Here is an 11,384-nt window from a genome sequence, read left to right on the forward strand (position 1 = left end):
CCTTCTCTAGCCTCCACCCATGCGCGAGCCCACAGATCCCGCTCACGGGAGCGTCGTCGGGCTGCAGCCCGAGGTCGCGGTCGTGGACCCGGTCCACTACCGAGTCTCCGGTTCCGCGTCGGACGCGGGACCGTACGGCGGTGCGTCGGACGCACTGCCGGAGGCTACGGCTCCGCACCGGGTGCGGGACCGGAGCTGACGATCGGGTGGCTACGGTTCCGGACCCGGTCCGGAGCCGGTGATCGCGGCGGAGGGATCGGCTGTGCACCGGGTGCACAGCCGTAGGGATCGCTAACCGACGGCATCGTCTGCCTCCTGGTCGACAGCGCGGAGAAGGGTTTCTTCCCCGCGTGCAGCGGGGCGGTCGAGCAGGGTTCCGTCGGGTCCAACTGGGCGCAGCGTCCGCTGAAGGTGCGCGGCAGGGGTGAGGTCGACGCTGAGGTCTTTCTCGATGTAGTGGCCCTCGGTGATCGCGCTCGAGGTGTGGCCGAGGAAGGTGGCTGCGGCGTCGCTGCCCATGCCCCGGGCGACCACGGTCGCGCCGGTGCGGCGGTACCAGCGCAGGCTGATGCCGGTCTCCTCCAGGCCGGCGAGCTGGAGGAAGTCGCGAAAGGTGCGGCGCACGTTGTAGGGGCTCAGCGGTCCGCCGGTCCGGTTGGCGAAGATCGTCCGCTCCGAGTCCTCAGGGCGCAGGGCGGCCAGCCGTCGGCGCAGCACCTGGGCCGCGAAGTCCGGGACCGGGATGCGGCGCGCGGAGGCGTGGGTCTTGGGATGGGACTGGCGGTAGGTGCCGGAGGCACGCGTATAGACGACCGTGCCGGTCACGTGTAAGACCATCCCGCGCTCGTCATCGGTGATGTCGCAGGGACGCAGCGCGAGCGCCTCGCCGGGGCGCATTGCGGTGCCGAGCAGGACCTCGATGATGTCGCGGACGTTGCCGTCGCTCTTCGGGCCGGGCAGGCCCGGCTCCGTGCGCCAGGACGCGGCTGCGGCGCGGATAGCGGCGACCTGTTCCAGGGTGAGCGCCTGGGGTGAGCGCTTGGGCGCCGGGAGCGGGGAGGTGCCCTCGACCGGATTGCGGCCCACGGCATCGTGGCGCAGCGCGAACCCGAAGAGCAGGTTCAGCAGCGTCCGCGATCGCCGGGCCATGGAGGTGGACACGGCGGCCTGGGACTTCAGGAACCACTCGACCCGGCCGGTGGTGATCTCACCGAGGGTGAAGTGCTCAAGCGCCGGGCCGACGTGCAGGCGCAGGTGGTCGCGGTAGCCGTTCTTGGTGGTCTCGGTCAGGTCCCGCCGGTCCAGGTCAGCCAGCCACAGCTGCGCGAGCGCAGGAAACGGCGTGGACGGGCTCAGCGTGCCGTTCACGCCGCGGTCAGGACGGTCCAGCAGCCGCTCCTTCAGCCGGGTCGTGGCGGCCCGCTGAGAGCCAGCCGTGGCAGTGACCTTGCGAAGCCGCCCGTCCGCATCGCGGATGCGGGTCTCGGCCACACACCGGCCGTGGCGGGTCATGACGTAGATCTCGCCGTAGGTGCCGATCGAGGTCCGCGGCCGGCCGCCACTCATGGCGCGCCCCGGCGCGGGTGTCGCCGCTCGTCGGCCTCCTCGAGGCCGGCAAGCCAGGCCTCGACCTCGGTGACCCGGAACCGCAGCTCGCGGCCCACCCGGAACCCGCGCGGTCCGCGGCCCTGGCTCCGCAGGTCGTAGAGCGTCTGGACGCTCACGCCGAGATCAGCGGCCAGCTCCGAGATCGACACCACGGCGTTGAGGGTGGCGGGGTGCACATTGGTGGTCTCCATGACTCTCAGGTGCGCAACGCGCACCAAGAGCCTCCGAGACCACCCCCGGCGGCGCCGAGACGCCGGGTCGGGGCTGGCTGAAGTGCCGAGTTTGTGCCGACTTTTCACTCAGTCTCCTCTGGGAGGAGCCTGGAGTTACCGCCTGACCTGCATGTTTGGTGGAGCTGAGGGGATTCGAACCCCTGACCTTCTCATTGCGAACGAGACGCGCTACCAACTGCGCCACAGCCCCAGTGCGTCGGAAACGTTAGCACCCACATTCTGGCGTCACCGAATCGGCCCGCCGGTGCGTCAGGTGACCAGCAGTTCCTCGAGCCGCTCGAGTGCCTGACGGGCGTAGCCCTGCCACATCCGGCCCAGGGCGGGCATCAGCAACGAGGTCGCGGTGGACGACGGGTGGACCGTCCAGGACCACGTGATCCGGACGCCCGTGCCGGCCTTCTCGAAGGCCCAGAGTCCGTCGATCGACGCCGCCAGCGGCCGCAGCGGGCCGTGCACCTGGTCGATCCGGTAGCCGAACGACGCCGGCCGCTCGACGGAGACCAGGGTCTCGCGCATCGTGCTGCGGTCGGCGAGCACGATGGTGCGGGTCTGGCCGACGGTGCCCCACTCGCCGTCCTGGTCGCGCACCTCGCGGATCGCGGGCAGCGCGGCGTAGCGCCGGTCGAAGAGCTGGGGCAGCGGCAGCGGCAGCACCGCGTCGAACGCACGGGCCACCCCGACCGGGAACGTCCGGGACCGGGAGAGCCGCAGCGCGTCCGTCAGGAGCCGACCGCCTGCTGGTCGTCACCGTCGCGACGCGTCTTGCGCGCCGCCTTGTCCGCCTCCCGCGCCAGCTGGGCGTCGGCGTCGGTGCGACCGGAGGTCCACACGCCGGTGGAGTCGAGGTCGATGGTGCGGACCGTACGGCGCGTGGCCGCCGGCTTGGTGACGTACGTCGGGAGGGTGACCGGCACCGGGTCCCACATCGCCGGGTCGACGATCGCGGCGATGCCGGCGGAGGTGTCCTGCATCGGGTCGATCTCGTCGGAGACCTCCGCCGCGACCTGGCCAGCGACCTCGGCGGCGGGCTCGGTGGCCTCGACCTGCTCCTCCTTCGCGGGCGTCTCGACCGGCATCCGGGTCGTCGGCGCGAGGACCTTGCGCTCGCCCTTGACCATCAGGCGGCAGGCCACCAGCCACGCGACGAGCAGGCCCGCGGGGATCGCGACGTACGGCCAGGCGATCACGGAGAACGCGGCGACGCCGATGACGACGAGGTTGGCGACGAGCAGCACGGCGAGCACGTTGCGGCGGCGCTTGGTCGCGCGCTTCGCGGCGGCCCGGCGGGCCCGCAGCTGCGCGGGGGTCAGCTCGGGTGCCGCGACCGGGGCCGGCACCTCGACGGTGAGCTCGGTCTTGATCTGGACCTTGCTCTCGACCTTGCTCTCGGTGACCAGGCGAGCCGTGTTCTTGTCGACGGGCTCACGGCGGGCGAGCACCCGGAGCTTGTCGGAGAAGCGGTCCACCGACCGGCTCCGACTGACCTCGGTGTGGTGCTTGAGCGCCATCGGGACGAGGTAAATCGCCCACGCCACGGCGACGGCGACGAAGATCAGTGCGCTCAGGTCCACGAGGACGAGGTTATGAGGACTACCTCATGGACCTTCGGATGTCCACAGGTGTGTCGCAAATTCACTCATGTGACTGCTGGGACTCCAGGCGGGCGAGCAGCCCGTGTGGACACTCCTCCACGGTGACGGCGTAGAGGCGGTGGTCGCGCCACGCGCCGTCGATGTGCAGGAACCTCGGCGCGTAGCCGACCTCCCGCAGCCCGAGCTTCTCCACCACCCGCAGGGAGTTGGAGTTCTCGGGCCGGATCGCGACCTCGATGCGGTGCAGCCGCGCCTGCGTGAAGCAGTGGTCGATCACCATCGCCACGGCGCGCGGCATCACCCCGCGCCCGGCGTACTGCTGGTCGATCCAGTAGCCCACGGACGCGAACTGCGCCGAGCCGCGCACGATGTTGTTGACCGTCACCTGGCCCGCGAAGCGGCCGTCGACCTCGATCGCGAAGGGGTACGTCGTGCCCGCGCGCGCCTGCCGGTGCAGCCGGCGCACCAGGCTGCCGAACGTCGACGGCCGGCCGTCGGCACCGGGGGGCACGGTCGCGTCCCAGGGGGTCAGCCAGGCGCCGTTGCGACGGCGCGCGTCGCGCCACGCCTTCGCGTCGGACGCGGCCAGCGGCCGGACCGTCACGTCACCCGACTGGAGACGGGCCGGCCAGCCGCGGCTCAATGATCGCTCCCCACGACCTGCTCGACGGCGTGCACGAGGATCGGCCGGAGGACCGCGAGGCCGTCCTTCACCCCGCCCTTCGAGCCGGGCAGGTTGACCACCAGGCAGCTGCCCGCGACGCCCGCGAGGCCCCGGGACAGGACGGCGGTGGGGATGCCGTGCGTGACGCCGTACGTGCGGATGGCGTCGGCGATGCCCGGCACCTCGAAGTCGAGCAGCGGCCGGGTGACCTCGGGGGTTCGGTCGGTCGGGGTGAGACCGGTGCCGCCGGTGGTGAGCACGACGCGGGCGCCGCCGGTGATCGCGGCGGCGATCGCCTCGCCGACGGGTTCGCCGTCCGGTACGACGAGGGGTGCGTCGACCACGAAGCCCAGCTCCGTCAGGAAGTCGACGATCACGGGACCGGTCTCGTCCTCGTAGACACCCGCCGCCGCGCGGTTGGACGCGACGACCACCTCACCGCGGAGCGAGCTCATGAGCGAGCCCAGTCCCCGGACTTGCCGCCGGTCTTGGTCTCGACCCGCACGTCGCTGATCACGGCGCCCTTGTCGACCGCCTTCACCATGTCGACGACCGTCAGGGCCGCGACCGAGACCGCCGTCAGCGCCTCCATCTCGACACCGGTGCGGTCGCTGGTGCGCACGGTCGCGCTGATCTCCACGGCGTCGTCGGCGACCGCGAGGTCGACGGTGACGCCGGAGATCGCCAGCGGATGGCAGAGCGGGATCAGCGCCGGGGTCTGCTTGGCGCCCATGATCCCGGCGATCCGGGCGACCGCGAGCGCGTCGCCCTTCGGCACGCCCTCGCCGCGGAGCAGGGCGACGACCTCCGCCGAGACGAGCACCCGGCCCGACGCCGTCGCCGTCCGCGCGGTGACCGCCTTCTCGGAGACGTCGACCATGCGCGCGGCACCCGTCTCGTCGACGTGGGTCAACCGCTCAGCCATCAGAACTCCTCGTCGAGCCTCAGCACCTGCACCTGCTCGCCCGCCGCGACGGCGGTGACGTCGGCGGGCACCACGACCAGCGCGTTGGACGATGCCAGATCGCCGATCAGGTGGGAACCGTGTCCACCGACCGGAGTCGCGTAGGCGCCACCGGCCCCGACGCCGTACTCGGCACGCACCAGCTGCTCGCGCCCGTCGGGCGACGAGATCGCGTGCGTGAGCCGGGCCGCCACCGTCGGCCGGACGTACGGCGTCAGGCCCATCAGCTTGCGGAGGGCGGGCAGCACGAACTGCTCGAAGGAGACGTACGACGAGACCGGGTTGCCCGGCAGCGTGAAGATCGGCGTCCGGTCCTCGCCGATGTGGCCGAAGCCCTGTGGCTTGCCGGGCTGCATCGCCACCGGCCCGAACCAGACCGTGCCGAGCGGTGACAGGGCCTCCTTGACCACGTCGTAGTCGCCCTGCGAGACACCGCCGCTCGTCACCACGACGTCGGCGCGCACCAGCTGGTCGTGCAGCGCGTCGAGGAAGGCGCGGGGCTCGTCGGGCACGATCCCGACCCGGTAGGTGATGGCGCCGGCCCGTCGGGCGGCAGCGGCCAGCAGGAACGAGTTGCCGTCGTAGATCGAGTCGCGGCCCAGCTGCGAACCCGGGTCGCGGAGCTCCGAGCCGGTCGAGATCACCACGACCCGCGGACGCGGGCGCGACCGCACCGTGGCCCGGCCGGCCGCCGCGAGCAGCCCGATGTGGCGCGGCCCGAGGACCGTGCCGTGCGAGACCAGCACGTCGCCGACGGAGACGTCCTGCCCCGCGAGCCGGACGTGCTGACCGGGCGAGGGCGCGCGGCCGATGCGCACCTGCGCGACACCGCGGTCGGTCCACTCGTAGGGCACGACGCTGTCCGCGCCGGCCGGGACCGGAGCCCCGGTCATGATCTTGGCGGCGGTGCCGGGTGCCAGTGCCATCAGGCCGCCCTGGCCGGCGCCGATCTCCCCCACCACCGGCAGGTGCACCGGCGACTCGTCGGTCGCGGTCGCGACGTCCTCGGCGCGGACGGCGTACCCGTCCATCCCCGAGTTGTCGAAGGACGGCAGGTCCACCGCGGCCACGACGTCCTCTGCGGCCGCGAGCCCGAGGGCCTCCATCAGCGGCTGCGGGAAGTCCGTCAGCGGCTCGATCGCCTCGAGGATGCGGGCCCGGTGCTCGGCGACGGATCGCAGGTCAGGCATCCGAGCCCGTCGAGAGGACGGAGTCGGCGGGGACGCGCTTGGCGGTCGTCGCGTCGAGCTCGACGTCACCGACGACCTGGACACCGTGACCGAAGGTCCAGTCCCCGGCGACCTTGAGCGACTGCGCCTTGCGCATCGACGGTGCCCCCTCGGGGAAGCGCTTGTCGAAGTCGCCGACGAGCTTGTAGTAGTGGGCGTCGAGGTCGACGTACGGGATCTCCACGGCGACCTGGTCGAGCACGAAGTCCTTGCCGATGTCGTAGACGTCGGAGCGCAGCACCAGCAGGTCGTTGGTGGTCTTCACGGGCACGAACCGGTCGCGGCCGACCTCGATCAGCTGGGAGCCCTCGAAGACCTCGATCGCCGCGCCCATGGCCGTCTCGATCTGGATCACCTCGGGCGTGGACTTGTCGGCGGGGTCCAGCGTCTTCACGTTGCGGATCAGCGGCAGGCCGAGGATGCCGTCGCGGCGGTCGAGCTCGTTCTGCATCGCCACGAGGTCGAACCACAGGTTGTTGGTCGAGCAGAACCGGTGCCGCTCGAGGTCGGCGAGCGCCGCCTGGTCCTCGGGCAGCGTCTGGGCTGTCTCGCGGAGCACGAGCCGGCCGTCGGACTTGCGGCGCGCGAAGTGCCCGCCCTTCTTGTCGGACGGCGTACGCCGCGTCGCCTCGATCGCGAAGGGTGCACCGCTCGAGGCGAACCAACCCGCGACCTTCGGGTCCGGGACGGCGCCCAGGTTGTCGGAGTTGGAGACGAAGGCGTAGCGGAAGCCGGCCTCGATCAGCTGGTCCAGCAGACCGGTGCCCCGCAGCGCCGTGTAGAGGTCACCGTGGCCCGGCGGGCACCACTCGAGGTCGGGGTCCTTGGGGTAGGTGGCGGGGCTCAGGTCCTTCGCCAGCAGCTTGGGCTCCTTGTTCTGCAGGAACTCCAGCGGCAGACCCTCGACCGGCAGGTCCTCGTAGCGCGCCAGCGCGGCCATCGTGTCGGCCGAGGTGCGGAAGCTGTTCATGAAGATCAGCGGCAGCGGGGCGCCGTACACGCTGCGCAGGTGCAGCACCTGGCGGGCGATGATGTCGAGGAAGGAGAGGCCGCGGCGCACGCAGAGCAGCGACTTGGCGCGGTCCATGCCCATCGAGGTGCCGAGGCCGCCGTTGAGCTTGATGACCGCGGTCGCGCGCACCGCCGCGGCGGCGTCGTCGTCGGCGACCTGGACGTCGGAGAGCGACTCCATGTCGACGGGGTCGATCGACGACTCGGGGATCATCCCGGTCTCGCCGTGCTCGAGCAGCCGGTAGTAGTGGGCGAAGGTGTCGACAGCGACCCCGTCCACCCCGGCGGCAGCCATCTTGTCGCGTGCCTTCTGAAGGCCAGCACTACCCATGTTCACGATCGTAGGCTTCCCCCGTGGCGCGCACGCAATCACCCGCCAAACTGGCCCTCCGCGACCAGCTCCTCGCCGAGCGCCGGGGTCGGCCGCTGACGGAGGTCGTGACGGCGGCGGGCGCGATCGCGGGCCACCTGCTCGAGATGCAGGAGGTACGCCGGGCGGCCACCGTCGCGGCGTACGTCTCCATGAGCGGCGAGCCCGGCACCGGCCCGCTGCTCGAGGCCCTCGCCGCGATGGGGAAGCGGGTGATCCTCCCGGCGCTGATGCCGGACGGCGACCTCGACTGGGCGACCTACCTCGGCCCCGACGGGCTGCTGCCCGCGAGCCTCGGGCTGCTCGAGCCCGCCGGCGAGCGGCTCGGACCGGAGGCGGTGTCGACGGCCGACGCCGTACTGGTGCCCGGGCTGGCCGTCGACGCGGCGGGCGTGCGGCTGGGGCGCGGGGGTGGCTCCTACGACCGGGCGCTCGGCCGGGTGCCGGTCGGGACGTTCACGTGCGTGCTGCTCTACGACAGCGAGGTCGGCGTCGCGGTCCCCGTCGAGCCGCACGACCGGCCGGTCGGCTGGGCAGCCTCGCCGTCAGGTCTTCGTCGCCTGGGGTCCTGAGATAGCATTGGCACTCGTCCGCGCCGAGTGCCAGAGCGGACCGTGACGTCGAAGGAGAACCGTGCCCACCTACCAGTACGCCTGCACCGAGTGCGGCCACGCCTTCGAGCAGGTCCAGAGCTTCTCCGACGACGCCCTCACCGTGTGCCCGGAGTGCCAGGGCCGCCTGCGCAAGGTCTTCAACGCCGTGGGCGTCGTCTTCAAGGGCTCCGGCTTCTACCGCACCGACTCCCGGTCCGGCTCGTCGGCGACCGATGGTGCCTCCTCGTCGTCGTCCTCGGAGACGAAGACCGAGACCAAGTCGGAGACCAAGACCGAGTCGAAGAGCGAGTCGAAGCCGGCCCCGGCGGCCGCCAGCAGCTCCTCGGACTGAGCCCTGTGGAGAGCCGGAGCGAACCTCCGGCCTTCTCTCCTAGCGTCGCGGGATGCGCCTCCCGGACCGTCTGACCTCCACCCGTCGCTCGCTGCGGCGCGTCGTGCTCGCCCGCCGCCGGCTGCTCGCCGCTCTCCTGACCGCGGTCGCGGTCGCCGCCGGCCTGCACGCCGCGAGCGCCGAGCCACCGCCCGACGTCGCCGTCCTGGTGGCAGCCCACGACCTGCCCGCCGGCGCGGTGGTCGGGGCGGACGACGTACGCCGGGTCGGGTTCGCGCCGGGCTCGGTGCCGACCGGACTGGCGCACGACCCTGCGGGGCGCACGCTCGCGGCGCCGATGCGGGCCGGCGAGCCGCTGACCGACGTCCGCCTGGTCGGGCCGGCCCTGACCGACGGCTACCCCGGGCTGGTCGCCGTACCGGTCCGCCTGCCCGACGCCGGCATGGCCGGGCTGCTGCGGGTGGGCGACCGGATCGACCTGGTCTCGGCCGACCCGCAGGGGCGCTCCGCCGAGACGGTCGCCGACGGCGTACCGGTGCTGGCCCTGCCGGACACCCCCACCGAGGTCGGAGCCACGGGCCTGAGCGGCCGACTGGTCGTCGTCGGGGCGGCACCCGGCGACGTCGCCCGGATCGCGGACGCCTCGGTGCGGACCTTCGTCACGATCGCGTTCGCCGACTAGCGTCCTGTGTCATGACCGGATTCAAGAACTTCATCCTCCGCGGCAACCTCATCGAGCTCGCCGTCGCGGTGATCATCGCGACCTCGTTCGGTGCGGTCGTCACCGCATTCACAGCATGGCTGACCGCGCAGATCCCGTCCGCCAACGACTTCTTCGAGGGCACGAAGCTCGGCGACGGCGGCTTCTTCGTGAACGCCCTGATCTCGTTCCTGATCCTGGCGACGGTGGTCTACTTCGGCGTGGTCCTGCCCTACACGAAGGCGCGCGACCGGTACTTCCCGCCGGCGCCTCCCGGTACGCCGGAGGACATCAAGCTGCTCCAGGAGATCCGCGACCTGCTGGCCACCCAGCAGCAGAACCCGCGCTAGCTCCCGTGGTGGGGCGGCACCTGCGCACGCAGCCAGGCGTCGGTGCCGCTCTCCCGGGTCTCCGGGGACTCCGGCTCGCGCTCGTCGCTGGTCGTCTCGGGCATCGCGTCGCCGAAGACCTCCGCGAGCCGCTTGCGCCGCTCCCAGTCCGTCTCCGGTCGACCCTCGCTCATCGGAGCAGGCTCACACGCAGAGGCCGGCGTCGGCGAGCGCGGCCTTGCTGGCCTCGTCCTCGGGCGTGCTCGACGGCGACGAGCTCGGGGAGCCGGAGGGGCTGGACGACGGGGTGGTCGAGGGGCTGCTCGACGGGTTGCCGGGCACGTTGCCGGCACTGATGACGTCGGAGCTCAGCCGCTTCGTCAGGGGCTGGTCCTTGCGCACCTTGGCCCACACCTGGTCCGCCTGGGGCTGCTGGAAGGCGAGCCGGTTGGGGTCGCTCGGCGCGGTGATGATCGGGATCGTGAGGAACTGGATGTTGTCGAGGCCGATGCCCTTGAACTCGTTGCCGAGCTCGGCGAGCTTGACGACGCTCTTCAGGCCGGGGTCCACCGTCAGCGACTTGGTGGCCGAGTCCAGGAAGCGCACCAGCCGGTCGGGGCGGGCCAGGGTGCCGGCCGTGACGACCTGGTGGGCCATCGACGCGATGAACGCCTGCTGGCGCTTCATCCGGCCCACGTCCGAGCCGTTGCCGACGACGTACCGCTCACGCACGTAGTTGAGGGCTTCGTAGCCCTTCAGCTTGCGGGTGCCGGCCTCGATGTTGATGTGGTGCGCCGGGTCCTCGATGTCTTCCGGGATGCACACCTGCACGCCGCCGATGGCGTCGACCATGCCCCGGAAGCCCCCGAAGTCGACCTTGACGTAGTGGTCGACCCGGATCCCGGTGACGTGCTCGAACTGCTGGATCGTGCAGGCCGGGCCGCCGTACGAGAAGGCCTCGTTCCACATCACCTGCGTGGCACCCGTGATGGTGTCGCCGTCCTCGGACTTGCAGTCCGGACGGTCGACGAGGAGGTCGCGCGGGATGCTGATGCCGTAGGCGCGGGTCCGGTCGGCGGAGACGTGGAGCAGGATCGTGGTGTCCGACCGCTCGCCGTCGCCCGTCAGACCGTCGATGTTGTTGCCCTCGCCGTCGCGGGTGTCGGAGCCCATGACGAGCACGTTGAGCGGCTCCTTCGGACCGGCCACCTCGACCTTGGTCGGACGGTCCGTGAGCTGGTCGGTGACGTCGACGACGTTGAGGTTGCCGTTGAGGTGCCGGTAGAGGAAGACCACGCCGAGGCCGGTGGTGAGCCCGAGCACGAGCACCGTGGCGAGCACGACCTTGCCGACCGTGTGCCGCTTGCGCACCTTCGCGCGCCGCTTGGGGCCGCCCGCGACCTCCGCCTTCGGGGTCGCGTCGCTGGGCTCGGACGGGGTACCGTCGAGTTCAGCGTCGGGCATGTGTTCAACCTCGGGATCGGAGACTCGGGAGCCGCTCAGCGGCCTCGCCGAGGGTACGGGGCGATCCTGAATTGTCCCTGTGACCAGCCGGTTCGACCAAACCGGCGACGAGCACCGGATTTGCTGCGGCTATCCTTGGCGCCCGGTCGGCGGCCTCCGCTCGACCACGATGCCCCAGTAGCTCAGTGGATAGAGCAGCCGCCTCCTAAGCGAAAGGTCGTAGGTTCGACTCCTACCTGGGGCACACCTCTCCTACCTGGGGCACACCTCGCAGC

Annotated in this window: 16 protein-coding genes and 2 tRNA genes; 6 read left to right on the top strand and 12 right to left on the bottom strand. The window is 71.6% G+C overall.

Annotation, left to right across the window (positions count from 1 at the left end):
• Positions 1-19: 19 nt before the first annotated feature.
• Positions 20-199, top strand: a complete 180-nt coding sequence (locus ACFPYL_RS24195) for a hypothetical protein (RefSeq protein WP_379160810.1) — start codon at positions 20-22, stop codon at positions 197-199.
• Positions 200-291: 92 nt separating this feature from the next.
• On the opposite strand, the gene ACFPYL_RS24200 is transcribed toward ACFPYL_RS24195, so the two are convergent.
• The 10 genes from ACFPYL_RS24200 to ACFPYL_RS24245 form a co-directional block, all read right to left on the bottom strand.
• Entirely contained in the window at positions 292-1,512 is a 1,221-nt protein-coding gene (locus ACFPYL_RS24200) for a tyrosine-type recombinase/integrase (RefSeq protein ID WP_379160813.1), read from the bottom strand.
• 50 nt (positions 1,513-1,562) lie between these two features.
• Positions 1,563-1,799 (bottom strand): helix-turn-helix transcriptional regulator, encoded by a 237-nt coding sequence (locus ACFPYL_RS24205; RefSeq protein ID WP_379160817.1) that lies wholly within the window; start codon positions 1,797-1,799, stop codon positions 1,563-1,565.
• Between the two features lie 156 nt (positions 1,800-1,955).
• Positions 1,956-2,031 (bottom strand) — tRNA-Ala (locus ACFPYL_RS24210).
• 59 nt (positions 2,032-2,090) lie between these two features.
• Complete coding sequence (locus tag ACFPYL_RS24215) at positions 2,091-2,564, bottom strand: SRPBCC family protein (RefSeq protein WP_379160898.1); 474 nt, start codon at positions 2,562-2,564, stop codon at positions 2,091-2,093.
• Positions 2,561-3,412 carry a divisome protein SepX/GlpR gene (gene sepX, locus ACFPYL_RS24220; RefSeq protein WP_379160820.1) on the bottom strand — a complete coding sequence of 284 codons (852 nt, stop codon included), beginning with the start codon at positions 3,410-3,412 and terminating at the stop codon, positions 2,561-2,563. Before sepX ends, ACFPYL_RS24215 begins: the two co-directional genes overlap by 4 nt.
• 61 nt (positions 3,413-3,473) lie before the next feature.
• A complete protein-coding gene (locus ACFPYL_RS24225) occupies positions 3,474-4,076 on the bottom strand; it encodes a GNAT family N-acetyltransferase (RefSeq protein ID WP_379160823.1) in 603 nt (200 codons plus the stop codon).
• Positions 4,073-4,552 (bottom strand): MogA/MoaB family molybdenum cofactor biosynthesis protein, encoded by a 480-nt coding sequence (locus tag ACFPYL_RS24230; protein WP_379160826.1) that lies wholly within the window; start codon positions 4,550-4,552, stop codon positions 4,073-4,075. Before ACFPYL_RS24230 ends, ACFPYL_RS24225 begins: the two co-directional genes overlap by 4 nt.
• Positions 4,549-5,022 (bottom strand): cyclic pyranopterin monophosphate synthase MoaC, encoded by a 474-nt coding sequence (gene moaC, locus ACFPYL_RS24235; RefSeq protein ID WP_379160828.1) that lies wholly within the window; start codon positions 5,020-5,022, stop codon positions 4,549-4,551. Before moaC ends, ACFPYL_RS24230 begins: the two co-directional genes overlap by 4 nt.
• Positions 5,022-6,251 carry a molybdotransferase-like divisome protein Glp gene (gene glp, locus ACFPYL_RS24240; RefSeq protein ID WP_379160831.1) on the bottom strand — a complete coding sequence of 410 codons (1,230 nt, stop codon included), beginning with the start codon at positions 6,249-6,251 and terminating at the stop codon, positions 5,022-5,024. Before glp ends, moaC begins: the two co-directional genes overlap by 1 nt.
• A complete protein-coding gene (locus tag ACFPYL_RS24245; protein WP_379160834.1) occupies positions 6,244-7,632 on the bottom strand; it encodes a UTP--glucose-1-phosphate uridylyltransferase in 1,389 nt (462 codons plus the stop codon). Before ACFPYL_RS24245 ends, glp begins: the two co-directional genes overlap by 8 nt.
• A 23-nt stretch (positions 7,633-7,655) precedes the next feature.
• On the opposite strand from ACFPYL_RS24245, the gene ACFPYL_RS24250 reads away from it, so the two are divergent.
• The 4 genes from ACFPYL_RS24250 (at position 7,656) to ACFPYL_RS24265 (ending at position 9,666) form a co-directional block, all read left to right on the top strand.
• Positions 7,656-8,243, top strand: coding sequence for a 5-formyltetrahydrofolate cyclo-ligase (locus ACFPYL_RS24250; RefSeq protein ID WP_379160837.1), 588 nt, complete (start codon positions 7,656-7,658; stop codon positions 8,241-8,243).
• Between the two features lie 61 nt (positions 8,244-8,304).
• A complete protein-coding gene (locus ACFPYL_RS24255; RefSeq protein WP_379160840.1) occupies positions 8,305-8,616 on the top strand; it encodes an FmdB family zinc ribbon protein in 312 nt (103 codons plus the stop codon).
• Positions 8,617-8,668: 52 nt separating this feature from the next.
• A complete protein-coding gene (locus ACFPYL_RS24260) occupies positions 8,669-9,298 on the top strand; it encodes an SAF domain-containing protein (protein ID WP_379160843.1) in 630 nt (209 codons plus the stop codon).
• 11 nt (positions 9,299-9,309) lie between these two features.
• A complete protein-coding gene (locus ACFPYL_RS24265) occupies positions 9,310-9,666 on the top strand; it encodes an MscL family protein (RefSeq protein ID WP_379160846.1) in 357 nt (118 codons plus the stop codon).
• Here the strand turns inward: ACFPYL_RS24265 and ACFPYL_RS24270 are convergent.
• Together ACFPYL_RS24270 and ACFPYL_RS24275 are read right to left on the bottom strand one after the other, a co-directional pair.
• Positions 9,663-9,839, bottom strand: coding sequence for a hypothetical protein (locus ACFPYL_RS24270; protein WP_379160849.1), 177 nt, complete (start codon positions 9,837-9,839; stop codon positions 9,663-9,665). The genes ACFPYL_RS24265 and ACFPYL_RS24270 overlap by 4 nt on opposite strands.
• A 10-nt stretch (positions 9,840-9,849) precedes the next feature.
• Complete coding sequence (locus ACFPYL_RS24275) at positions 9,850-11,109, bottom strand: LCP family protein (protein ID WP_379160852.1); 1,260 nt, start codon at positions 11,107-11,109, stop codon at positions 9,850-9,852.
• Positions 11,110-11,280: 171 nt separating this feature from the next.
• Between ACFPYL_RS24275 and ACFPYL_RS24280 the strand changes: the two genes are divergently transcribed.
• Positions 11,281-11,353: transfer RNA gene (locus tag ACFPYL_RS24280), tRNA-Arg, on the top strand.
• The last annotated feature ends 31 nt before the right edge of the window (positions 11,354-11,384 follow it).

It is taken from the genome of Nocardioides hankookensis (assembly GCF_042658885.1).
GTDB lineage: Bacteria > Actinomycetota > Actinomycetes > Propionibacteriales > Nocardioidaceae > Nocardioides > Nocardioides hankookensis.

Coding starts and splice junctions, on each gene's coding strand:
- ACFPYL_RS24195 (WP_379160810.1), top strand. CDS start 20: ATGCGCGAGCCCACAGATCCCGCTCACGGGAGCGTCGTCGGGCTGCAG.
- ACFPYL_RS24265 (WP_379160846.1), top strand. CDS start 9,310: ATGACCGGATTCAAGAACTTCATCCTCCGCGGCAACCTCATCGAGCTC.
- ACFPYL_RS24275 (WP_379160852.1), bottom strand. CDS start 11,109: ATGCCCGACGCTGAACTCGACGGTACCCCGTCCGAGCCCAGCGACGCG.
- ACFPYL_RS24230 (WP_379160826.1), bottom strand. CDS start 4,552: ATGAGCTCGCTCCGCGGTGAGGTGGTCGTCGCGTCCAACCGCGCGGCG.
- moaC (WP_379160828.1), bottom strand. CDS start 5,022: ATGGCTGAGCGGTTGACCCACGTCGACGAGACGGGTGCCGCGCGCATG.
- ACFPYL_RS24270 (WP_379160849.1), bottom strand. CDS start 9,839: ATGAGCGAGGGTCGACCGGAGACGGACTGGGAGCGGCGCAAGCGGCTC.
- ACFPYL_RS24200 (WP_379160813.1), bottom strand. CDS start 1,512: ATGACCCGCCACGGCCGGTGTGTGGCCGAGACCCGCATCCGCGATGCG.
- ACFPYL_RS24245 (WP_379160834.1), bottom strand. CDS start 7,632: ATGGGTAGTGCTGGCCTTCAGAAGGCACGCGACAAGATGGCTGCCGCC.
- ACFPYL_RS24205 (WP_379160817.1), bottom strand. CDS start 1,799: ATGGAGACCACCAATGTGCACCCCGCCACCCTCAACGCCGTGGTGTCG.
- ACFPYL_RS24260 (WP_379160843.1), top strand. CDS start 8,669: ATGCGCCTCCCGGACCGTCTGACCTCCACCCGTCGCTCGCTGCGGCGC.
- glp (WP_379160831.1), bottom strand. CDS start 6,251: ATGCCTGACCTGCGATCCGTCGCCGAGCACCGGGCCCGCATCCTCGAG.